Source organism: Candidatus Allofournierella merdipullorum, assembly GCF_048426865.1.
In the GTDB taxonomy this organism is placed as follows: domain Bacteria; phylum Bacillota; class Clostridia; order Oscillospirales; family Ruminococcaceae; genus Allofournierella_A; species Allofournierella_A merdipullorum.
Genome location: NZ_DBFNWJ010000043.1, coordinates 183301 through 206656 on the forward strand (window position 1 = coordinate 183301; position 23356 = coordinate 206656).

A 23356-nucleotide genomic window follows, 5' to 3' on the forward strand; every position below is an offset into this window, starting at 1 on the left:
CTCCCTTGGTCAGTTTGCTCAGCGGCGGCCCCGGCGCTTCTTGGGCGCTTCCGGCTCCTCCGTGGGGTTCTCGCCCCGGCGCAGCCGGTCGATGCGGTCGCGCAGGAAGGCGGCGTGCTCGAATTCCAACAGGCGCGCCGCCTCTTTCATCTCCCGGGTCAGCCGGGTGATGAGCTGTTCCCTCTCGGCCTTGCTCATGCGGTGGCCGGAGAGCTTCGCGTTCTCCTTGTGGTCGCTGATCTCGATGCCCTCGCGGATGCTCTTGACGATGGTCTTGGGCACGATGCCGTGGGCCTCATTGTAGGCCATCTGGATGGAACGGCGGCGCTCGGTCTCGGTGATGGCCCGCTCCATGCTGGGGGTGACTTCATCGGCATACATGATGACCACGCCGTCGGCGTTTCGGGCCGCGCGGCCGATGGTCTGCACAAGGCTGGTCTCGCTGCGCAAAAAGCCCTCCTTATCCGCGTCCAGAATGGCCACCAGCGATACTTCCGGCAGGTCCAGGCCCTCACGCAGCAGGTTGATGCCCACAATTACGTCGATGGAGCCGGTGCGCAGATCCTTGATGAGTTCCATGCGTTCGAAGGTATCCACCTCATGGTGCATGTACTTCACCTTTACGCCGTGCTCCGAGAGAAAGTCGGTCAGGTCCTCGGCCATCTTTTTGGTGAGGGTGGTCACCAGCACCCGCTCATTTTTGGCGGTGCGCAGGTTGATTTCGCCCAGCAGGTCCTCGATCTGGCCCTCCACCGGCTTCACAATGATCTGCGGGTCAAGCAGGCCGGTGGGGCGGATGACCTGCTCGGCGATTTGGGTGCTGTGTTCCCGCTCGTATTCGCCGGGAGTGGCGCTGACAAAGACGATTTGATTCAGCTTCTCTTCCACTTCCTCAAATTTGAGGGGGCGGTTGTCGAAGGCGGAAGGCAGGCGGAAACCAAAATCCACCAGCGTGCGCTTGCGGGCGTAGTCGCCGCCGTACATCGCCCGCAGCTGGGGCAGCATGACGTGGCTCTCGTCCACGAACAGCAGGAAGTCCTTGGGGAAATAGTCCAGCAGCGTGGTGGGGGTGGAGCCGGGCGCGCGGCCGCTGAGGACAGCGGAATAGTTTTCGATGCCCTTGCACATGCCCACTTCCTGGAGCATCTCCATGTCGTAGCGGGTGCGCTGGGCAATGCGCTGGGCCTCCAGCAGCTTGCCGGCCTCGGTGAACTGGCGCACCTGGTCGTCCATTTCCTCCTGGATGCGGGCAAGACCTGCGCGCATCTTTTCCGGCGAGACGATGTAGTGGCTGGCCGGGAAGATGGCCACGTGCTTGATGACGTTCTTGCGCTCGCCGGTGAGGGGGTTCATCTCGCTGATGCGGTCCACCTCATCGCCGAAAAACTCCACCCGGATGGCAGTGTCGCTGGCGTAGGCAAGGTTGATCTCCACCGTGTCACCCCGGACGCGGAACTTATTGCGCACGAAATTGATGTCGTTGCGCTCATACTGCAGCTTCACCAGCCGGCGGCACAGCTCGTCCCGGTCCATCTGCATGCCGGGCCGCAGGCTGATGACCATGCTGCGGTAGTCGATGGGGTCGCCCAGGCTGTAGATACAGGAGACGCTGGCCACGATGATAACATCCCGACGCTCGGAGAGGGCCGCCGTGGCGGAGTGACGCAGGCGGTCGACTTCATCGTTGATGGCGCTGTCCTTCTCGATGTAGGTGTCGGTGGAAGGAATGTAGGCTTCCGGCTGGTAGTAATCATAGTAGGAGACGAAATACTCCACCGCGTTCTCGGGGAAAAACTCCCGGAACTCGGTGCACAGCTGAGCGGCCAGCGTTTTGTTGTGGGCCAGCACCAGCGTGGGCCGGTTCACCTTGGCGATGACGTTGGCCATGGTGAAGGTTTTGCCGCTGCCGGTCACGCCCAGCAGAGTCTGGGCCTTATCGCCCCGCAGGATGCCCTCTGCCAGTTTGTCGATGGCCTGGGGCTGATCGCCGGTGGGCTGATAACTGGAAACAAGTTTAAACTGATCCATGGTTCTCCTTTTTATCTTGCTCGAGGGCTTTTTCCTTGCTGCCCGCCACACCCTGCATCAGCGTCGGCTCCACAGCAGGCATTCTGCCCGACTGCTGCAAAGAAATGTAATCCCCTTCCTTGTCCACGATGATGTGGTCCAGAAAACGGATACCCAGGCTGGCCAGAGCGTTGGCCAATTCCCGGGTGAACTGAAGGTCGGCGGGGCTGGGCAATGCCGCCCCTGCGGGATGATTGTGGGCCAGCACGGCCTGGGTAGCGTGGCACTGCACTGCCAGGCGGGCGATTTGGGTGCGGGCCATGGCTGCCTCGTTCACGGTGCCCTCGGTGACCTTTTGCAGCTTGATGGGGCAGTTGCGGTCGTCCAAAAACAGGACGTAGACCTGCTCGGTCACCGCACCGTAGAACTGCGGGATGAGGTAGACAGCCACTTCCTCCAGGTCCTGGAAGGCACGGGGCGCCCGGGCGCGGTTCTGGCTGTAGTAACGGTTGGCGGCGTGCATGGTGGTGAGCAGCCGAGCCACGGCCGGCCCTGCCCCCTCCACCGTGAGGATGTCGGCCTCGCTGGCCTCTAACACCTGGCACAGGCTGCCGAAGCGGTCGATGAGGCGGTGGGCCAGAGGGTTCGTGTCCCTGCGGGGAATGGCCAGGTACAGGATGTATTCCAGAACCTCGTGCTCGGCAAAGCCGGAAAAGCCGCCCTGCTGGGCAAACCGCTTGCGCATCCGCTGGCGATGGTTGGCGTGGAGTTCCTTGTTCTCCGGCATCCCGGCCCCTCCTTTCCCGGCATTTGATGCTTTACGCAGTATCTGTTTTATTATATACTATTTGCAGGCATTTTTAAAGAGAGGGGCCAAGTGATTTGAAACAATTTACCGCCGGCGCAAACGAGGACGGAGCGCGGCTTTCCCGCTTTGTGGAGAGCGTCACCACCGGCCTGCCCGCCAGCCTGCTTTATAAGAGTTTCCGCAACAAGCGCATCAAGGTGAACGGCAAGCGCCAGACGCCGGACTACCGGCTGCATCAGGGAGACTTGGTGGAGCTTTACATGAACGATGAGTTCTTTGCCGCCGCGCCGCAAAAGCCCGTCCCCGCCCGGCGGACGCCGCCTTTGAAGGTGGTGTACGAGGATGAGGCTCTTGCTGTTCTCTACAAGCCCGCCCACCTGCTCTGCCACGGTGATCGCACCGGCGACGTCAGCCTTGTGGACGCCTTCATCGCTTATCTTGCCCAAAAAGGCGAGTTTGACCCGCAGGCGGAGGCGTCTTTCAAACCGGCGCTGTGCAACCGGCTGGACCGGGGCACCGAAGGGCTGGTGGTGGGCGCCAAGACCTACGCCGCGTTGCGGGACATGAACACCATCATCCGGGACGACCTTGTGCGCAAAGAGTACCTGACCATCACCTTTGGCGTGCCCGCCGCAGGGCGGCATGTGGCATATCTGCGTCACGACGAAAAGAACAACAAGGTGAAGGTGCAGGCGGAGCCCGGCGAGGGCTTCAAGCAGATCATCACCGACGTGGCGTTGGAACGCACCGAAGGCCCCTTCGCCCTCTGCCGCATCGGCCTTGTGACCGGACGCACCCATCAAATCCGGGCGCATCTTGCCTTTTTGGGCGCGCCGGTGCTGGGCGACATCAAATACGGCAACCGCAAGTGGAACGAAAAGACCGGCTTTAAGACCCAGGCCCTCTGCGCGGTGAGCCTTACCTTTGCCCAGCTGCCGCCGGAAAATACGCTTTGTGGCTTGAGCGGCAAGACCATCCGGCTGGAACACCCGGCCATTCTGGATAAATTCGCCTCGCTCGCGAGAAAATAAGCCCCTCTCCCCTTCTTGCATAAAATGCAGCGGCCCGCCTCCCTTTTGGGAAACGGGCCGCTGTTTTTTGTTGTTCAGAAGAAACTGACCTGACTTGTGTCCGGCAGACTGCCGAGAGCACCCACATTTTTCAGGTTCTCCATCACCGCGCTGGACACGCCGCAGGCCTGCTGCAGCTCCTCCACCGACAGATATTCCTGCCCGTTGATGGTGGCGGCTTCCAGCGCCTGGGCGGCCGCCTCGCCCACGCCTTTCAGCGAGGCAAAGGGCAGTCGCACCTTGCCGTCCTCCACCATGTAGCGCACGGCGCGGCTCTTGCCCAGCTCGATGGGCAAAAACTCATAGCCCCGGGCCAGCATCTCGTTCACCAACTGCAGCGACACCTGGATGTCCTCGTCCTTGGCCTTCTTTTCCTCCTTGAGGCGCAGTTCCACCTCTTTCAGGTGCTGCTGCGCCTCCTTGACGCCGCCCACGGCTGCCTCATAGTCGATGTCGTCGCCGCGCACGGTGAAGTAGGTGGCGTAGAACGCCTGGGGATGATAGACCTTGAACCACATCAGCCGGATGGCCGCGATGAGGTAGGCCACCGCGTGAGCCTTGGGGAACATGTACTTGATCTTGCGGCAGGAGTCCATGTACCAGTCCGGCACGCCGCACTCCTTCATCTTTTCCTCCGCTCCCGGCGGGAAGCCGCCCTTGGCCACCTTGCCTTTACGGGTGAGCTCCATGATGTTGAAGGCCAGCTTGGGTTCCAGGCCCTTGTGCAGCAGGTAGGTCATGATGCTGTCACGGCAGCCGATCACGTCGGAAATGGTGCAGATCTGGTTTTTGATGAGATCCTGGGCGTTGCCGTTCCACACGTCGGTGCCGTGGGACAGACCCGAGATCTGAATCAGGTCGCTGAAGTTCTTGGGCTGGGCCTCGATGAGCATCTGCCGCACGAAGGGGGTGCCCAGTTCCGGGATGCCGAAGGTGCCCGTCTGGCTGCCGATCTGCTCCGGGGTGACGCCCAACGCCTCGGTGCTCACCAGCAGGCTGATGACCCGCTGGTCGTTCATAGGCACCTGGTCCATGGGGATGCCGGTCATGTCCTCCAGATACTTGTACATGGTGGGCACATCGTGGCCCAGCTCGTCCAGCTTGAGCAGCGTATCGTGGAGGTATTTGAATTCGAAGTGGGTGGTCAGAACGCCCTTGTCCTTGTCGTCGGCGGGGTGCTGGATGGGACAGAAATCCTGTATTTCATGCACATCCGGCACGACCACCATGCCGCCCGGATGCTGGCCGGTGGTGCGTTTGACACCGGTGCAGCCCACGGTAAGGCGGTTCTCTTCGGCGCGGTTCACCGTTCGGCCCCGCTCCTCCAGATATTTTTTTACATAGCCATAGGCGGTCTTGTCCTGCAGACCGGACACGGTACCCGCCTTGAACACGTACTCCTTGCCGAACAGCTCCTCGGTGTAGCGGTGGACCTGGCTCTGGTACTCGCCGGAGAAGTTCAGGTCGATATCCGGCTCTTTGTCGCCGTCGAAGCCAAGGAAGGTCTCGAAGGGGATGTCGTGGCCGTCCACGATGAGCTGTGCGCCGCAGCGGGGGCAGGTCTTATCCGGCAGGTCAAAGCCGTCCGCCACGCTGCCGTCGGTGATGAACTCGCTGTACTGGCACTGAGGGCACAGGTAGTGGGGCGGCAGGCTGTTCACCTCGGAAATGCCCGAGAAGTGAGCCACGGCGGAGGAGCCGACGGAACCACGGCTGCCCACCTGATAGCCGCCCGCATTGGAATAGGCCACCAGCTTAACAGCGATGACATACAGCACGGCGAAACCGTGGCCGCAGATGGAGTCCAATTCCCTCTGCAGGCGGGTCTGGACGATCTCCGGCAGCGGGTCGCCGTAATGCTTTTTGGCGGTGTTCCAGGTGGCGTCACGCAGCTGCTGCTCCGCACCCTCGATGGAGGGCGGGAAAGTGCCTTTGGGAATAGCCCGGATACCGCCGTCGCACATGTCGGCAATTTTGTTCGGGTTCTTTACTACGATCTCAAAGGCCTTGTCCTTGGGCAGATAGTAGAACTGGTCCAGCATGTCCTGGGTGGTGCGGTAGTAGAGGGGCGCCTGGTTGTCGGCGTCCTTGAAGCCGTTGCCCGCCTGCAGCACCGCCCGGTAGACCGCGTCCTCCGGGTCCTGGAAATGCACGTCGCCGGTGGCCACCACAGGCTTATGCAGCACCTCACCCAGCTTGATGATGGTACGGTTGAAGTCCTGTATCTTCTCGATGGAATCCACCAGGTGCTCCCGCAGCATGTACTCGTTGTTGCCCAGAGGCTGCACTTCCAGAAAATCGTAGTAATCGGCAATGCGGCACAGCTCTTCAAAGCTGCGGCCCTCCACCACAGCCCTGTAAAGCTCACCCGCCTCACAGGCAGAGCCGATGATAAGACCCTCCCGATGCTTGTCCAGCACACTGCGGGGCACCCGGGGTTTTTTGAAGAAATACTTGGTGTGGGCCTCGCTGACGATTTTGTAAAGGTTTTTCAGACCCAACTGATTGCGCACCAGGATGATGAGGTGGTAGTACTTCTTTTTGATAACCGCCGTGTTGCCGCCGCCGAGACCGGTGTTGATCTGTTCCACCGTTTTGACCCCTTTAAGGGCCAGATCTTCCAGCATCTTGCAGAAAATCTTCGCCAGCGCCATAGCGTCGTCCACCGCGCGGTGGTGATTGAAGGGCTCGATTTCCAGGTGGTCGTTGATGGTGTCCAGCTTATAGTTGCGCAGGCCGTGATAGAGGTTCTGGGCCAGTGGCAGCGAGTCAATGTAGGAGTTTTCCAACCGCAGCCCGGCCTTCTCCGCCGCCGCCCGCATAAAGCGCATATCAAAGTTGTGGGCGTTGTGGGCGATGAGCACCCGGTCGCCGGCGAACTCCATGAACTGCTTGATGGCTTCGTCGGGGCTGGGCGCATCGGCCACCATGGAATCGTTGATGCCGGTAAGCTCCACGATTTTGGGCGGAATGGGTTTGCCGGGGTTCACAAAGGTGCCGAAGGTCTTGGTGATCTCGCCGTTCTCCACCATCACGGCGCCGATCTCGGTGAGGGCCTCGGTCTTGGGATCAAGGCCGGTGGTCTCGGTGTCGTAGACCACGAAGCTGCCGGAAAGCGGCCCGGTGGCCTCGCCGTAAAGAACAGGCACCATGTCGTCCACAAAATATGCCTCGCAGCCGTAGATGAGTTTGAAGTCCGGGTCGTTCTTGCGGATGGCTTCCGCCGCCAGCATCGCTTCCGGGTAGCCCTGGCACACGCCGTGGTCGGTGATGGCGATGGCCCGGTGGCCCATGCGGTGAGCAGTGCGAACAATTTCGCCGGGGTCACAGAAGCCGTCCATGCTGGAAAGCTTGGTGTGCAGGTGCAGTTCCACGCGCTTTTCGGGGGCGTTGTCCTCCCGCTTTTTGCGCTCCACCTGCAGCACGTCATAGGGGTAGACCACGTAGTCGCGCTCGTATTTGTCGTAGGCGCACTCGCCCTTCAGCACGAGGGTTGTCCCCTTCTTTACTTCCTCCCACTTGGAGTAGTCCTCCCCGTCCCGGCTGCGCAGCTTCAGGCTGATGGAGCCGGTATAGTCGGTGATGGACACGATGTAGCTCTTCTGGAAGTTGCCCTTGACCTCCACGGCGAACACGTCGCCCCAGATGGTGACCTTGCCGCTGTCGCTGCCCAGGTCCTTCAAAGGCGTGACGTTGTTCGGCTTGAAGTTCTTGCCGTGGAACACGCTCACCGGCTTGTCGGTGAGGTCAAGGCCGGGTATTTTGAAGTCGGGCGGCTGCTTCTTCTCCTCAAAGCGGGGCGCGGGAGCTTTCTGCATCACCCGTTTTTCCCACTCGTCGGCGGTCACAGTGCTGTTCTGTTCCAGCGTGACCGTGGGCAGAACGCCGGTGCGCTGCTCCACCAGCTTGGCCAGTGTGTCGCCAAAGCCGATGCCGTCCAGGATGTTTTTGCCCACCGGCACAGTGATGGTGAGCTGTGTTCCCTGCAGCGCAAAGGATGCGTGATCCAGAAAACCGTTCACCGGCAGGCCCTCGCTGCGCAGCTCGTCGATCATCGCCCGCAGGCTTTCTTCGGTGATGGTCTCGAAGAGGAAATAGTTACAGACCATCAGCTCCAGCCCTTCAAACTGCGGCGCCAGCGACGCGCAGAGACGCCCGCACAGTTCCACCGGCAAAGGCGCGGCGCTGCGCAGGCTGATCTTCAGTTTTCGGCTGATGCGCATCAGCTCTACCTGCTCCACGAGCACGCCCGCAAAACAGCGGGCAAAGGTCTCGTCGGCGTTGAACTGAGGCCACAGCTGGCTGACCAATGGCTTCAATGGTTTTCTCCCTTCCCTTATGACAAAACACGGCCCGCGGGCAAGGCGCATGCCCTGCCCGCAGGCATATAAGAACAACTTTTACAGCTTATAGATCTCGTCCACCAGCTGGCCCACGATGTCGCCCCGCAGCATGCGGATCTTCTCGCCGCGGATGAACAGCAGCGCCTCGTCCTTGCCGCCGGCGATGCCGATGTCCGCTTCCCGTGCCTCGCCGGGACCGTTGACCACGCAGCCCATTACAGCCACCTTGATGGGCTTTTTATAGCCCTTGAGCCGCTGTTCCACCTCGTCGGCGATTTTGGCCACCGGGATGTTGGTGCGCCCGCAGGTGGGGCAGCTGATGATTTCCGGCCCGCCCACGGCGTGGCCGGCGGCCCGCAGGATGTCAAAGCCCGCCTGCACCTCTTTCTCCGGCTCGTCGGTGAGGGAGACACGCAGGGTGTCGCCGATGCCCTCCATCAGAAGGCCGCCGATGCCCATGCCGGACTTGATGAGGCCCATGCGGTAGGTGCCGGCCTCGGTGACGCCCACATGCAGTGGGTAGTCGCACCGCTCGCTCAAAAGGCGGTAGGCCTCCATCATCCGGGGCACATTGCTGGATTTGATGGAGATGACGATGTTGTCGAAATCGTATTTTTCCAGCAGGGAGACGTGATACATGGCACTCACCACCAGCGCTTCGGGCACCGGTGCGCCGTACTTGGCCAGAACTTCTTTTTCCAGGCTGCCGGCGTTCACGCCGATACGGATGGGAATGTTCTTCGCCTTGCAGGCGGCTGCCACCTCTTTCACATGGTCATCGCCGCCGATGTTGCCGGGGTTCAGGCGAATCTTATCCACCCCCGCGTCCACGCAGGCCAGCGCGATGCGATGATTGAAGTGGATATCCGCCACCAGCGGGATGTCCACGGCGTTTTTGATGGCTTCGATGAGACGCACATCCTCCAGAGTGGGCACGCTCACCCGCACGATCTGGCAACCCGCCTCGGCCACCCGCACCGCCTGAGCCACGTTGCCCGCCACGTCGTCGGCACGCACATTGAGCATGGTTTGAACAGCCACCGGGTTATGGCCGCCGATGGTAAGATTGCCGATCTTCACTTCACGCTTTACTTTACGCATGATTTTTCCCTCTTTTCATCTCAAAACAGCCGGGTAATATCGTTGAAGGTGGCAAAAAGCATCACGGCGAACAGGAAGAACAGGCCCGCCATGTTCACCCAGATCTCGAATTGCTTGGGCAGCGGCCGGCGGAAGATGCCCTCGATGAAGAGGAACACCAGCTTGCCGCCGTCCAGCGCCGGGAAGGGCAGTAGATTGAAAACGCCCAGGTTCACCGTGAGCAGGGCCAGCAGGCTGAGCACCTCGGAGATTCCCATGCCCGCCGCCTGGTTGATCGCGCTGACGATGCCCACCGGGCCGGAGAGCTCGGTCACGCTGACCCGCTGAGTCACCAGATCCACCAGAGAGCGGAACACCAGCCGGGCATAAAACAGCGTGTAGTCGAAGGCCTGGCCGATGACGTTCAGCGGCGTTTTTTCCAGCGCATAGACCTTGAAACCCATGTTCATCGTAACGGTGTCGCCGTTTTGCACCTGGTCGAACTGAACGTCGTTGATCTGCACTTTTTCGCCGCCGCGCTTCACGGTGAAGTCGGCGGTGAAGTCTTCACTACGCTGTAACTCGTATATGATATCGTTGGCCACAAAACAGCGGCGGCCGTTAATGGCCAGGATCTCGTCCCCCACCTGCAGGCCGGACGCCTCCACGGCAGAGCCTTCCTCCACCAGAGCCACGGTGCGGCTGGCGAGGGTGTCGCTGCCGGAAAACAAGATCAGCAGCACCACAAAGCCCAGCACCAGATTCATTACCGCGCCGGCAGCCACCACGATGATGCGCTTCCAGACCTTTACTTTGGGAAAGGGCAGGCCGGTCTTTTCCTGCGCCGGAAGCTCCGGGTCGGCAAACTCCTCCTCCGGAAGCTCTTCGTCCTCCCCTTCCATGCTCACATAGCCGCCCACCGGCAGCGCGCGGATGCTGTACCGCGTGCCGTTTTTCACCCGGCTGAACAGCGCCGGGCCCATACCGATGGAAAACTCGTTGACCTGGATGCCCGCTTTTTTCGCGCAGATGAAATGACCCAATTCATGGATCATCACCACCAGACCAAAGATGAAAATTGAGATGACGGTCGTGATCAGAATCGACATATGCCCTTGTTTGCTCGCTTTCTTATTTACTCGCAGGCCTTCTCCCCTGTCAAGTCAAATGGCTTTGCACAAAGGAGCGTGCCATACGGTCACACTCGTACACGTCGGCGAGGGTGTAGCTGCCGCCGAAGGAGTCGCTGTCCACCACTGCCTCCACCAGCCGGCCGATGTCCAAAAAGCCGATTTTGTCCTCCAGGAACAGGCGCACGGCCTCTTCATTTGCGCCGTTGGCGGCGCAGGGGCCAAGGCCGCCCTTGGCAATGGCCTTTTTGCAGGCGGCAAGGCAGCGGAAGGTCTCTTCGTCCGCCACGTCGAAGGTGATGGACTTGAGGGTGGTGAAATCCAGTTCCGGCGCACAGCCGGGGGCACGCTCGGGCCAGGTGAGCGCATACTGGATGGGAATGCGCATATCCGGCACACCCAGCTGTGCCAGGATGGAATTGTCGGAAAATTGCACCATGGAATGGATGATGCTCTGGCGCTGCACCACCACCTGCACCTTCTCCGGCGGCAGGTCAAACAGCCACACCGCCTCGATCAGCTCCAGGCCCTTGTTCATCAGGGTGGCGGAGTCGATGGTGATTTTTGCACCCATGTTCCAGTTAGGATGCTTGAGGGCGTCTGCTTTCGTCTTGCCGGCCAGCTCCTCCTTCTTCATGCCGAAGAACGGGCCGCCCGAGGCGGTGAGCAGTATTTTAGTGAGAGCTTTGGCAGAGTGGGCGTCCTGCAGGCACTGGAAAATCGCGGAATGCTCACTGTCCACCGGCAGCAGTTTGGCGTTGTGGTTCTGGGCCGCTTTCGTCACAAGATAGCCACCGGTGACCAGGCTCTCCTTGTTGGCCAGCGCCACATCACAACCACTTTCCAGCGCCGCAAGGGTGGCGCCCAGGCCGGCGATGCCCACTACGGCGTTGAGCACCACGTCCGCTTCGCCCATGCCGGCGAGGGTCACGATGCCCTCGGCGCCTTCCTGCACCTTGGGCGCGTTTGCGCGGCCAGCCAGCGCATCTTTAAGTTTTTGGCAGGCGCCGGGGTCCGCCACCGCCACATAGCGGGGGTGAAACTCCTCAATCTGCTCCAGCAGTTTCTCCACGCTGGAATGGGCGGCCAGCGCCCGGACCTCATAACCCTGGCTGCGGGCTACGTCCAAACTCTGGATGCCGATGGAGCCGGTGGAGCCCAGCAGTGTGATGCTCTTTGCCATAGCTTGTTCCTCCGTGAAATTTCACATCATGGTCCTGAACCAGACGGCCAGGGCCACCAGCGGCGTGATGAACAGCACGCTGTCAAAACGGTCCATGATGCCGCCATGGCCCGGGAAGATGGTTCCATAGTCCTTGATGCCCAGCTGGCGCTTGATGGCCGAGGCGAACAGATCGCCCAGAATGCCCAGCACCGAGCAGCCCATGCCCAGCAGGAACACGGCGATATAACCAAACATGCTGCCCGCCGCGTGGCCGGTGAGCCCGCGTGCGGCCAGGGTGCACAGCACACCCACCACGCCGGAGCCCAGGATGCCGCCGATGGCGCCCTCCACCGTTTTGTGGGGGCTTACCAGCGGAGCCAGCTTGTGCTTGCCGAACAGCCGGCCGGTGAAATAGGCGAAGGTGTCGCCGCCCCAGGCGAAGGCCAGCGCCATCAGGATCAGATATACCGCTTCGTAGCCGTACACATCTACGGGCAGCCGGGCCTTGATGAAGACCAGCGAATAAAAGGCGGTCCAGATGACCACGCCCACGGCGCACACGCCGCTGAGGCGGGCGACGTTCAGGTTCTGGTTAAACCATATGAGGCAGATGGCCAGATACAGTACAAAAAGGAAGCTGATGGGCGCGATCAGCAGTTTTTCCGGTGAAGCCGCGGACAGGATCAGCAACACCGTATACACCGAAAAGCCTCCGAACACCCAAGGGCCGCGTTCGCCCAGATCAAAGGCTTCGTAGATCTCGTGCACCGCGATGAGGCAGATCAGCGCCACCGCGATCTCGAAAACCGGCGTGTTGAACAGACACAGCACCACTGCCAGCAGAGCAAGCCCGAAAACAGAGGTGATGATCCGTGTTTTCATCGAAGTCCTCCCCCCTTTCACCGCGTCAGACGCCGCCGAACCGGCGGCTGCGGTGGCAGAATTCCAGGATGGCAGCGTCCAGGTCCGCCCGGGTGAAGTCCGGCCAGAGAACATCCATCTCCACCAGCTCGGAATAGGCAGCCTGCCACAGCATGAAGTTGGACAGGCGCTTCTCTCCGCTGGGGCGCAGGATGAAATCCGGGTCCTTCTGGCCGCGGGTGTACATGTGGTCGCTCATCATCTCTTCGGTGATGTCCTGAAGCTCCAGTTTGCCCTCCTTCACCAGTTGGGCCAGCTGCCGGGCAGCCCGCACGATTTCGGGCCGGCCGCCATAGTTCACCGCGATGTTCAGGGTCATGCCGGTGTTGGCTGCGGTTTTCTCCTCGATCTCGTTCATCAGTTTCTGGTGTTTGGGTTCCAGCACCGAGCGGTCGCCCAGGAACACCACGCGGTTGTTCTCCTTCTGGTAGTCGAAGGCTTTGACGAGATACTCGCCGAACAGCTTCATGATCGCGCCCACCTCGTCCTGAGGACGGCGCCAGTTCTCGGTGGAAAAGGCATAAAACGTTACCGACTCCACCCCCAGCTGATTGCAGTAGCGGGTGATGTCCTGAAAGACCTCGGCGCCTTTTTTGTGGCCCGCGGTGCGGGGCATTCCCCGCCGCTTGGCCCAGCGGCCGTTGCCGTCCATGATGATGCCGATGCTCAGGCCCTTGGCCAGTTCCTGAATGGACTGCTCCATATGAATTGTTTCCTTTCACAAATAAAGGGCCGCGCTTCGCAACCTGGCGCTGCGCGGCTCGGCCCTTTTGGTCACGCCGAGATCAAATCTCCATGATCTCCTTGTTTTTCTCTTCGCAGGCTTTATCGACCAGTTTCACGTACTTGTCGGTGATCTTCTGCATCTCTTCCTCGTAGTGCTTCTGATCGTCCTCGGTGATCTCACTGTTCTTCTTCTGCGCTTTGAGCTTATCCATCGCGTCGCGGCGGATGTTGCGCACAGCAACTTTGGTCTCCTCGCCCAGCTTCTGCACGTCCTTGGTCAGCTGGCGGCGGCGCTCCTCGGTGGGCGCGGGGAAAACCAGACGGATGACACGGCCGTCATCGGTGGGGTTGATGCCGATGTCGCTCACCAGCAGCGCATGCTCGATGGCGTGGATCAGCGAGGCGTCCCAGGGGGTGATGGTGAGGATGCGGGCCTCGGCCACCGCCACAGCCGCAACCTGATTGATGGGCGTGGGGCTGCCGTAGTAGTCCACGGCGACCCGGTCCAGAATGGCAGGGTTGGCACGGCCGGCGCGCACAGACACCAGCTCCTTGTCCAAATGGCGCAGCGCGCCTTCCATTTTTTCCTCGTAGGGTTTCGTAAATTCGCTCATATCCAAAGCTCCTTTTTTATTTTCCGCCGTCAAGGCTCAAAAGACTGCGTGTCAGGGCGATATCCGAAAGAGGTCATGCCTCCTGCACCAGGGTGCCGATGTCCTCGCCTTTCACCGCGCGGGCGATGTTGGCGGGATGGGCCAGGTCAAACACAAGAATGGGCAGGCCGTTCTCCCGGCAGAGCGTAGCGGCGGTGCCGTCCATGACGCCCAGCTTCTTTTCCAGCACCTCGCTGAACGTGAGGTTGGAATACTTTACAGCATCGGGATACTTCTTGGGATCCTTGTCATACACGCCGTCCACCATGGTGGCCTTGAACATCACGTCGCAGCCGGTCTCGATGGCGCGCAGCGCGCTGGAGGTATCGGTGGAGAAGAAAGGACAGGCGGTGCCGCCGGCGAAGAGGACGACCTTGCCCTCTTCCATGGCCTGCACGGCGTCGTCGCGCGTGTATGTCGCCGCGATCTGGGGCATCACGATGGCGGACTGCACCACCGCGGGAACGCCCGTCTGGCGAAGCGCGTCCGCCAGAGCCATGCAGTTCATCACCGTGGCCAGCATGCCGATCTTGTCGGCGCAGGTGCGCTCCATCTCGCCGCTGGAGCGGCCGCGCCAGAAGTTGCCGCCGCCCACCACGACGCCGATCTGCACGCCCAGGTCGTGGGCCTGCTTGATGCCGCCGCAGATAGAGCGCATGGTCTCGTCGTCAAATCCTGTGCCTTTGGCACCGGCGAGAGCCTCGCCGCTCACCTTCAGCAGGATGCGTTTATATTTGGTTTCCACGTTCAAAACACCGCCTGTATCCCTCCGGTCCAAAGGCCGGAACTGTATTTATTATATTGCTTATATTTTACAATAAAACCCTTTTCTTGTAAACAATTAAAAAAGCCTCCCATCTTTTGCGCAAAAGACAAGGGCGGCCTCCCGGCAGGAGACCGCCCGTTTTTCTTCAGATTTTTCGTCAAAGGGACAGGCAGCTTTGAGCCGTGCGCAGACGGCCTGCCTGCTGCGCGCGCATCGCCAGACTGCGGCCGGCACTGCGCAGTGCGGAATGACCTTCGGAGCGGAGCAGCGCAGCGGGAATATCCAGCCGCACGCTGGTGCCAGAGGGGCCGCTTTCCAGGGAGAAGCCCCAGCCCATGGAAAGCGCGTATTCCCGCGCCAGATAAAGTCCCAAGCCTGCGCCATGGCGCGTGCCGTCCTGCGCAGACTCCGTGAGGAAGGGCTTGAAAAGGTTCTTCATCAGCGCCGGGGAAAGGCCCGGCCCGTCGTCGGTCACCGTCAGGCACATTCCCTCGCCTTCCGGCCGCAGGCAGACACGCACCGGGCTTTGGGTATAGTGCAGAGCATTCATCAAGAGGTTCAGCAAAACCTTGTCCGTCCATGCTTCATCCGCCAGCACGAACTGGCCTTCGGCACAGCTGCATTCCCAGACGACCCGCTCCCCTTCCGGGCAGGATTCGTTGACAAGGCCGACCAGCTGCTGCCACTGCCATGCCGGTTCCACCGGCTGGAGCCTGGGCGTCAGCCGGCCCTGGCTTTGACTGGTCAGATCGGCCAGGTTCTCGGCAATGTAGTTGAGATACCGCACGCAAACTTCCATATCCGCCAGCGCTGGGGCCACAAAACGGGCCTGCTCTTCCGCCAGAGCGCCGCGGGTCTGCAATTCTATTGTTTCACGGGCCAGCATGATCCCCTGGGCCACCTGCTGGATCTCTCCGGCAAGGCCGCCGCAGAGAAAGTTTTTGCGCTTTTCTTCCTGCAAAAGACGTTCCGATTCAAGTTGTAAGGGCATATGCATCATCCCGGCTTTCCGATCGTTCCCGCACGAAAGCGCTGGTGAGCGCGGCGACCAGCTGCTTGGGACTGGGTGTTTTTTCAAACACACCCATCCGGGTCAGCAGCTTGCCCATGCGGCGCAAACCGCTTTCCACGCCCTGCGGGCTCACTCCGTACAGCTGCCCCAGCTCGATGTACAGCGTTTTCAGCGGAACAGGTGCGCCGCCGGTCAATTCCAGCTGCATGGCGCTGGCGATGTACCAGAAGCTGACATGCTCCATGGGCAGCCCCAGTTCCCGAAGGAACCCCACGACGGCAGGATGCACTCCGGGCATCTGCGGCGGGACGGGCGTTGCATACAGGTGCCGGATGTTCTCCAGCAGCATTTGTGCGGTGTATGGCTTAATCATATAATAATCCGCACCGTTTGACAATATCTGTGGCCGCAGATCCGAAGGCGGATAAGTCTCAGTGCAGGTCAGGATGAGCCGTGTTTCCGGGCAGGCCTGCACAAGTTCCCTGTACCGCTTCAGGAACGTGAACAGGTCCATGTCCGGCACGAAGCAATCCGCCACCACCACTGCAGGCCCCGCCCCGCTTTGAAGATAGCGAAGCAGCGCCGCCGCCCGCTGAAAACAGACCGGCGTCTGTCCCAGCTGCTCCAGGCCTGCCGCAAGCCGGCGCTGAAGCACATCCGAAGGTTCCAGGATCAATATCTTCTCCCATTTGCGCATCGGTTCGCCCAATGCAAGTCACACCTTTCCTTCACTGCCCTCAGATCTGCACCAGCAGATCCTCCAGAACATCCCGCCAATGTTCCGCAGGCACAGCGTTTTCATAGAGATACTCCAGGATCCAGCGCGCTTTCTGTCTGCACAGCCCCGTCACCGTTCGGCTATCCCGGGTGTGCTCTTTCGCAGAGTCCACCGCGATCTCATAGGTCGCCGTGCACTCCGGAAAAAGCACCAGGGAATAGCGGATACGGCGGGCGTTCTGCAAACACCCCAGCTGCGAAAAGGCTCTGTACCTTGTGTATCGCTCTCCGATCCTCACTGCGTCCCCTATCCTTTCTTCAATTTTATCAAATATTATGGTATCGAATCCCGACGGGAAATGCAATGATAAAAATCCGTCGTTTTCCGTCGCGCTGCCGCCGTTTTTTGGCCATTTCAGCTGAAACAAACAGCTCTGCCCTGTGCATCTTGCACAAGGCAGGGCATTGCAATGTGTCAGAGGCGGCGTGTTATGCCTCGCTGGTGTCGCTTTCCGCGGTGTCTTCCGAGACGGCGGAGGTGTCCGAAATTGTTTCATCCGTCTCCTCGTCCGCGTCGGTAACAGTCACTGCGCTGTCATCGGCGGCGGCGGTTTCGATCAGGATGATCTGGTGGCTCCCCTCCTCGTCGAAGGTGGAGACGATGAAGGTTCCGGTGGTCACGTCCTCACGGGTGGCGGCATTGAGCATGCCGGACTCCACCTTGAAGTACTCGGTGGCGTCGGTGGTGTCGATGCTCTCCGTATCCTCCGAGGCCGTCAGCGTGGACACATCCAGGGTCGTGTAATCAGTGACTTCCTCTCCCCCGGTGTAGGCGGTAACGCTGATGTAATCCGACCCGCCGTAGGTCACCTCGCCCATCACGGTCGTCTGCTCCGCAGTCGCCTCAGAACTGCCGGATGCAGCCTGCGAAGAGGAAGGCGCGGTGCTCTGCGCCTGCGAAACGCTTTCACTTTTGTCATCGGAACAGGCGGTCAGAACAGCGAGGCACGCCAGCGCCGCCGCCAAAGATAATGCGATATACTTAGTTGTGTGTTTCAAGGTTTTCCCTCCGTTCGTTTTGTTTGTCGGAAGTTTCTTCCGATGGCCCTATCCTATCCCCCAAGGCTTAAACGGCGCTAAAGCCGGTTGTGGGCATTTTGTGGAAATTGGTTTTTGCCCCCAAACTTGTCTCAAGCGCAGTTCGCCTGATGAACTGCGCTTGAGTGTTTTCATATATAAACCACTGTGCCGCTATTCCCAAAGCGTCGGTCCGTCGGCTTATCCGGGGCGTCTGCCCCGGCATCGTCCCGCCGCATAGCCGCAGCGCGTGAGTCTGCGCCAGTGGGGAGCTTTGGCCGGTGCGCCGGCCGTGACGGAAAAGCTCCGTGCTGAGGAGTGATTTATGCTGTAAATACAGAATACCAGCCCCGCCTTAACTCAGGCTTAAGCATGCTGTGACAAGAAGGTAAACTTCCTGTGAAAACCCTTTTGTATTCGCTTGACGCGCCCGGGCGGAATGATACAATGAAAACACGGCCCCGGCACTTTAGGCTGCCTTTAGGGGCGCGTGCTATGCTGTTTCGAGACGATTTGGGGGAGGTGCATTTATGCGCTTGCTTGTGGCGGAGGACGACCCCCGCCTTTTAAAGACTCTGACGCATATTTTTGAGAGCAACAAATTCAGTGTGGACGGTGTTTCCAACGGCGAGGACGCTCTGGCCCACGGCCAGACGGTGGAGTACGACGGGATGGTGCTGGACATCATGATGCCCGGCATGGACGGCGTGAGCGTGCTGAAGGCGCTGCGCAAGGCCGGCGTGACCACGCCGGCGCTGTTTCTCACCGCCCGCTCGGAAGTCTCCCAGCGGGTGGAAGGCCTGGACGCCGGGGCGGACGACTATCTGCCCAAGCCCTTCTCCACCGCCGAGCTGTTGGCAAGGGTGCGGGCGATGCTGCGCCGGAAAGACAACTACCTGCCCGATCTTCTGTGCCTCGGGCCGGTCACGCTGAACCGCTCCACCTATCAACTGGGATACGACGGCCAAGAGCAGACTTTGAGCGGCAAGGAATTCCAGCTTTTGGAGATGATGATGCAGACGCCGGGCACGATTATCGCTACCGACCGCTTCATCACCCACCTCTGGGGCTGGGACACCAACGTGGACACCAGCGTCATCTGGGTACACATCTCCAACCTGCGCAAAAAGATCAACGCCCTGGGCGCGCCGCTGGAGATCCGTTTTGTGCGGGGCGCGGGTTATCTTTTGGAGGTGCGGGCATGATCGCCAGTCTGCAAAAGAAGTTTATTTTGATCAGCGCCATTTCCATCTTTGTGGTCTTTTCCGGCATTTTTCTGCTTCTGGTCTTTTTCAGCAACCAGCAGCTGGACCGAACCATGGACACGCTGGCCGACGCCATTTCGGCCAGCGACGGCGTTTTTCCGGAGTTCGACCCCTCCCAGCACTCCCGCCCTTTTCCCTACGATGACATCATCAATGAAGAGACACGGTTCAGCACCCGTTTTTTCACCGTCTGGGTGGATGAACAGGGCCGCATCACCCACATCAACATCGATTCTGTCTCTTCCATCGCAGAAGAGCAGGTGGAGGACTACGCCCGGGCAGCTCTCTCTGAAAACACGCAGCGCGGCTGGGTCTCGGACTATCGGTACCGCGTTGTGGAGACCGGCAGCGGTTCCACGCTGGTGTTCGTCAACGGCACTATGAACCGCAGCATGTCCGGCCGCCTGCTGCTCACCGCCTTTCTGGTGCTGCTGTGCAGCGCCTGCCTCATCCTTGCCCTTATCGTCGTCATCTCCAAGCGGGTGGTGCGCCCGGTGGCAGAAAGTTATGACAAGCAAAAGCAGTTCATCACCGACGCCAATCACGAACTGAAGACCCCGCTGACGCTCATCCTTTCCAACCTGGACATCGTGGAAGCCGATGTGGGCAAGAACGAATGGCTGGATGACATCCGCAGCGAGAGCGAGCGCATGGGCCTGCTCATCAATCAGATGGTGACCTTGTGCCGCATGGACGAAAGCGATGCGCCTCTGGCTCTGGCTGATGTGGACCTGAGCGTCGTGCTCGGAGACACAGTCTCGGAGTTCGAGCCCCTTGCCGCCGAACGTCAGAAAAAGCTCATTAGCGTCATCGAGCCCGGTGTTCACTGCCGCGGCGATGAGGCTCTGCTGCGCCGGCTTGCCGCCATTCTGCTGGACAACGCCGTGAAATACTGTGACGCCGGCGGCGAGATACGGGTAAACCTGCACGCCCGGCGCCACCCCGTGCTCACGTTGGAAAACACCTACGCCGAGGTGGATGATCTGGAGCTGGACCGTCTGTTCGACCGCTTCTACAGAGCCGACAAGGCACGGACCTTTACAGGTAGTTTCGGCATTGGGCTTTCCATTGCCCAGTCCATCGCCAGGAAGCACAAAGGCTCGCTTACAGCTTATAAAAAAGATTGGGCCATCGGTTTCAAAGCCGAGCTGAAAGAGCACTGAACCCTGCATAATCTCCCCGGAGGGAGGCCGCCAAAGCGGCCTCCCTCTTTGATTTTTCGGAAATTCCTCACGGGTTTCTTTAGTGCCGCTTTAGGTTGAAGCCCTATACTTTTCACGGCAACGGGCGGTGCAGGCCGCCAGGTGCGAAATACAACGGCGAGGAGGTCACTCCATGATAAAAGTTGAGCATCTCACAAGATACTATGGCGACTTTCTGGCGGTGGACGATCTTTCCTTTGAGATCGACGAGGACCATGTATACGGTTTCCTCGGGCCAAACGGCGCAGGCAAGTCCACCACGATGAACATCATGACAGGCTGCCTGTCCGCCACCAGCGGACATGTTTCCATCGGTGGGTTCGATATCTTCGAAGAGGCCGACAAGGCCAAGCGGCTGATCGACTATCTGCCGGAACAGCCGCCTCTCTATATGAATGAGACGCCCACGGAATACCTGCGGTTCGTGGGCGAGGCCAAGGGGCTGCGGGGCGAAGAGCTGAACGCCCAGATCGAAAGCGTGATCCGGCAGGTACGCATCGAGGGCGTAAAAGACCGGCGTATCTCGGCGCTTTCCAAGGGCTATAAACAGCGCGTGGGCATTGCCCAGGCACTGCTGGGCAACCCCAAAGTCATCATTCTTGACGAGCCCACCGTGGGCCTTGACCCGCTGCAGATCATTGAAATTCGCGATCTGATCCGCCAGCTGGGCCAGGACCACACCGTCATCCTCAGTTCCCACATCCTTTCGGAGGTGCAGGCCATCTGCGAGAAGATCCTCATCATCGCCCACGGCCGTCTGGTGGCCTTTGACGCCCCCGACCAGCTGGAGCGCAGCCTGCTGGGAACAAACGAGATCAGCTTCACCACCGATGCGCCTGCCGAGCGGGTGCGCGCCATTCTGGCCGGTTTGAAGCACGTCTTTGACATCAATGTGTCCCAGCCCGAGAACGGTTTGGTGCACGCCAAGATGCAGACCAATGCCAAAGACATCTACGACACCTTCCGCGAAGTGTTCTTTGCCTTCGCAAGCCGTGAAATACCGCTGCTGGAGCTCAATCTGAAGAAGGCCAGCCTGGAGGATATCTTCATCGAGCTGACCGAAAGCACCCCCGACGCCGGCCAGACAGAGGACGAACAGGCCGCCGGAGAAAGCGAGGCGAACGACCAATGACAGCCGTTCTGAAACATGAACTGAGAAACTATTTCCACTCCTTCACAGCCTATGTGTTCGGCGCGTTCCTTCTGGCCATCGTGGGGTTTGGTTCCATGCTCTACAACCTGCAGGCCGCGGTGAGCAACTTTGAATATGTGCTCAGCTTCGGCAGCATCGTGTTCGTGGTCATCGTTCCCATCCTGACCATGCGTGTGATCGCGGAAGAGTGGCGCCAGAAGACCGACCAGCTGCTCTATTCCCTGCCCATCACCACCACCCAGGTCGTTCTGGGTAAATACGTGGCACTGCTGGCCGTCTACCTTGTGCCGCTGGCCATCATCAGCCTGTATCCGCTGATCTTCGCCCAGTTCGGCGATGTGTATCTGCCCACCAGCTACGGTTCGCTGCTGGCCATCTTCATCATGGGCGCAGCCCTCATCGCCATCGGCATCTTCATTTCCTCGCTGACCGACAACCAGGGCCTTGCCGCCGGTGTGTGCATCGCGGTGATCCTGTTCAACTACTACAGCGTGAGCCTCTCGGAGTATGTTTCCAGCACAGCCTTCGGCTCGGTTGTTGCGCTGGCGGTCATCATTCTGGCGCTGGGCGCCATCGTTCGGTATCTGACCAAGAGCGAACTGCTGGCTTCCGGCGTGTGCGTGGTGCTGTTTGCGCTGGTGGTGCTGGTCTACTTCACCGACTACACGAAGTTTGAGGGCCTTTTGCCCAACATCATGAAACAGCTTTCGCTTTTCGATCGGTTCACCACCTTCGTCAGCGGCGTGTTCGACTTGACGGCCATCGTCTACTACCTGTCCGCTGCGGCCTTCTTCCTGTTTCTGACGGTGCAGTCCCTTGAAAAACGGAGGTACAACTGATGAAACGCTGGAACCTGTTTTCTTCTGACAATAAAGAGGCCAAGAGCGCCAAAAGCCGTCTGGCCTTTCAGGGCGGCTCCTACTCCCTGGCCGTGGCGGCCATCCTGCTGGCCATTCTGATCGCTCTGAACATTCTGGTGAGCGCTCTGCCCGCCTCCGCTACCCGCTATGACATCAGCGCCTCCAAGCTCTACTCCATCACCAGCAACACCAAGGTGGTGGTGAACGCCCTGGAGGAGGACGTGACCATCTACTGGATCGTTCAGTCCGGCGCGGAGGACGATGTGATCGAAACCCTGCTGAGCAAATACGACAGCCTTTCTGACCACATCACCGTGGTGAAAAAGAACCCGGACGTCTACCCCACCTTCGCCGAACAGTACACCGACGAGACAGTGCAGAACAACAGTCTGGTGGTGGAGTGCGGCGACCGCAGCCGCTACATCGGCTACGATGACATCTATGTGCAGGAGGCGGATATGTATTCCTACTCCTACAGCACCTCCTTCGACGGTGAGGGCGCCATCACTTCCGCCATCGACTACGTGGTCACCGATGAGCTGCCCCAGCTGTATCTGCTGGAAGGCCACGGCGAACAGGAGCTGCCCGCCAGCTTCAGCGAGCAGATCGAGAAAGAGAACATCGAGACCAACTCTCTGTCCCTTCTGACGGTGGACGCCATTCCCGAGGATGCCGACTGTGTGATGATCTATGAGCCTTCTTCCGACATCTCTGAAGAAGAAAAGAAGATGCTGACCGATTACACGAAGAACGGCGGCAAGCTGCTGGTCATCGCCGGCCCGGTGCAGGATGGCGAGCTGACCAATCTGAACAGCCTGCTGGCGGACTACGGCGTGGAGACCAGTGAAGGCATCGTTGTGGAAGGCAACCGGGAATATTACACCGTGCAGCCCCACATCCTGCTGCCTGACATGAACAACAGCTCCATCACCGATCCTCTGATCGAGGAGCACTACTACCCCAACATGCCCATCTCCCAGGGCCTCGTCGTCACCGAGAGCGCCGGCGACAACGTCACCGAACTGCTCACCACTTCTGACCAGGCGTTCAGTAAGGTAGCCGACTACGACCTGGAGACCTATGAGAAAGAGGACGGCGACATCGACGGCCCCTTCGCGCTGGCTGTCTCCATCGCCTGCGACAATGAGGGTCAGATCGTCTGGTTCTCCTCTGCCGCCTTCCTGGACGACATGTACAACGCCCTGTCTTCCGGCTCCAACTCCGACCTTGCCATGAATGCGCTCTCCTCGCTGATCGGCGAGACCGAGGCCATGGCCATCCGCAGCAAGTCGCTGAACTACAACTATCTTTCCATCAGCGGCTCCGCTGGTACGTTTACCGCTGCACCAAACAGCCTGTCAGCTGATAAAATCAGGCCCCGGGGCGGGGCATGGGGGGGGC

General features: G+C 60.0%; 20 protein-coding genes. 6 read left to right on the plus strand and 14 right to left on the minus strand.

From position 1 onward, the window contains the following. Positions 1–18: 18 nt before the first annotated feature. The gene (uvrB, locus tag ACMNAY_RS08005; protein WP_418719028.1) at positions 19–2028 is read right to left on the minus strand and encodes an excinuclease ABC subunit UvrB; all 2010 of its coding nucleotides are present in this window, start codon (positions 2026–2028) and stop codon (positions 19–21) included. Further along, a complete protein-coding gene (locus tag ACMNAY_RS08010) occupies positions 2015–2794 on the minus strand; it encodes a JAB domain-containing protein (RefSeq protein ID WP_394975004.1) in 780 nt (259 codons plus the stop codon). Before ACMNAY_RS08010 ends, uvrB begins: the two co-directional genes overlap by 14 nt. Positions 2795–2889: 95 nt before the next feature. On the opposite strand from ACMNAY_RS08010, the gene ACMNAY_RS08015 reads away from it, so the two are divergent. Continuing rightward, on the plus strand, positions 2890–3846 hold the full coding sequence (locus tag ACMNAY_RS08015; RefSeq protein WP_418719029.1) for an RluA family pseudouridine synthase: 957 nt from the start codon (positions 2890–2892) through the stop codon (positions 3844–3846). Positions 3847–3920: 74 nt separating this feature from the next. On the opposite strand, the gene ACMNAY_RS08020 is transcribed toward ACMNAY_RS08015, so the two are convergent. The 12 genes from ACMNAY_RS08020 to ACMNAY_RS08075 all read right to left on the minus strand — a co-directional run bounded on the left by ACMNAY_RS08020 (position 3921) and on the right by ACMNAY_RS08075 (position 17457). Then, on the minus strand, positions 3921–8204 hold the full coding sequence (locus tag ACMNAY_RS08020; RefSeq protein ID WP_418719030.1) for a PolC-type DNA polymerase III: 4284 nt from the start codon (positions 8202–8204) through the stop codon (positions 3921–3923). Between the two features lie 81 nt (positions 8205–8285). Further along, on the minus strand, positions 8286–9329 hold the full coding sequence (ispG, locus tag ACMNAY_RS08025) for a flavodoxin-dependent (E)-4-hydroxy-3-methylbut-2-enyl-diphosphate synthase (RefSeq protein WP_418719031.1): 1044 nt from the start codon (positions 9327–9329) through the stop codon (positions 8286–8288). Between the two features lie 20 nt (positions 9330–9349). Beyond that, positions 9350–10417 (minus strand): RIP metalloprotease RseP, encoded by a 1068-nt coding sequence (gene rseP, locus ACMNAY_RS08030; RefSeq protein WP_418719032.1) that lies wholly within the window; start codon positions 10415–10417, stop codon positions 9350–9352. 49 nt (positions 10418–10466) lie between these two features. Further along, positions 10467–11621 carry a 1-deoxy-D-xylulose-5-phosphate reductoisomerase gene (dxr, locus tag ACMNAY_RS08035; protein WP_418719033.1) on the minus strand — a complete coding sequence of 385 codons (1155 nt, stop codon included), beginning with the start codon at positions 11619–11621 and terminating at the stop codon, positions 10467–10469. A gap of 21 nt (positions 11622–11642) precedes the next feature. Next, positions 11643–12485: a phosphatidate cytidylyltransferase gene (locus tag ACMNAY_RS08040; RefSeq protein WP_394975000.1), complete on the minus strand. Its 843-nt coding sequence runs from the start codon at positions 12483–12485 to the stop codon at positions 11643–11645. 25 nt (positions 12486–12510) lie between these two features. Next, positions 12511–13227, minus strand: coding sequence for a polyprenyl diphosphate synthase (gene uppS / locus ACMNAY_RS08045; RefSeq protein WP_394974999.1), 717 nt, complete (start codon positions 13225–13227; stop codon positions 12511–12513). A gap of 82 nt (positions 13228–13309) precedes the next feature. Then, positions 13310–13864, minus strand: coding sequence for a ribosome recycling factor (gene frr / locus ACMNAY_RS08050; RefSeq protein WP_394966685.1), 555 nt, complete (start codon positions 13862–13864; stop codon positions 13310–13312). Between the two features lie 73 nt (positions 13865–13937). Continuing rightward, complete coding sequence (gene pyrH, locus ACMNAY_RS08055; protein ID WP_394974998.1) at positions 13938–14648, minus strand: UMP kinase; 711 nt, start codon at positions 14646–14648, stop codon at positions 13938–13940. A 178-nt stretch (positions 14649–14826) separates the two neighbouring features. Then, positions 14827–15660: a sensor histidine kinase gene (locus ACMNAY_RS08060; RefSeq protein ID WP_418719034.1), complete on the minus strand. Its 834-nt coding sequence runs from the start codon at positions 15658–15660 to the stop codon at positions 14827–14829. Continuing rightward, positions 15644–16390, minus strand: coding sequence for a response regulator (locus ACMNAY_RS08065; RefSeq protein ID WP_418719035.1), 747 nt, complete (start codon positions 16388–16390; stop codon positions 15644–15646). Before ACMNAY_RS08065 ends, ACMNAY_RS08060 begins: the two co-directional genes overlap by 17 nt. A 28-nt stretch (positions 16391–16418) precedes the next feature. Next, positions 16419–16643 (minus strand): hypothetical protein, encoded by a 225-nt coding sequence (locus ACMNAY_RS08070; protein ID WP_394966678.1) that lies wholly within the window; start codon positions 16641–16643, stop codon positions 16419–16421. 244 nt (positions 16644–16887) lie between these two features. Further along, positions 16888–17457: a hypothetical protein gene (locus tag ACMNAY_RS08075; RefSeq protein WP_418719036.1), complete on the minus strand. Its 570-nt coding sequence runs from the start codon at positions 17455–17457 to the stop codon at positions 16888–16890. A gap of 548 nt (positions 17458–18005) precedes the next feature. On the opposite strand from ACMNAY_RS08075, the gene ACMNAY_RS08080 reads away from it, so the two are divergent. From ACMNAY_RS08080 to ACMNAY_RS08100, 5 genes are all read left to right on the plus strand, one after another. Next, positions 18006–18680: a response regulator transcription factor gene (locus ACMNAY_RS08080; RefSeq protein WP_394974993.1), complete on the plus strand. Its 675-nt coding sequence runs from the start codon at positions 18006–18008 to the stop codon at positions 18678–18680. Beyond that, positions 18677–19903, plus strand: coding sequence for a sensor histidine kinase (locus ACMNAY_RS08085; RefSeq protein ID WP_418719037.1), 1227 nt, complete (start codon positions 18677–18679; stop codon positions 19901–19903). The genes ACMNAY_RS08080 and ACMNAY_RS08085 overlap by 4 nt, the downstream gene beginning before the upstream one ends. 172 nt (positions 19904–20075) lie before the next feature. Further along, positions 20076–21074 carry an ABC transporter ATP-binding protein gene (locus ACMNAY_RS08090; protein WP_418719038.1) on the plus strand — a complete coding sequence of 333 codons (999 nt, stop codon included), beginning with the start codon at positions 20076–20078 and terminating at the stop codon, positions 21072–21074. After that, positions 21071–21934, plus strand: coding sequence for an ABC transporter permease (locus ACMNAY_RS08095; RefSeq protein ID WP_418719039.1), 864 nt, complete (start codon positions 21071–21073; stop codon positions 21932–21934). Before ACMNAY_RS08090 ends, ACMNAY_RS08095 begins: the two co-directional genes overlap by 4 nt. Beyond that, positions 21934–23356, plus strand: a 1423-nt coding sequence (locus ACMNAY_RS08100; RefSeq protein ID WP_418719040.1) for a Gldg family protein, incomplete at its 3' end; no start/stop codon positions are given. The genes ACMNAY_RS08095 and ACMNAY_RS08100, both read left to right, overlap by 1 nt.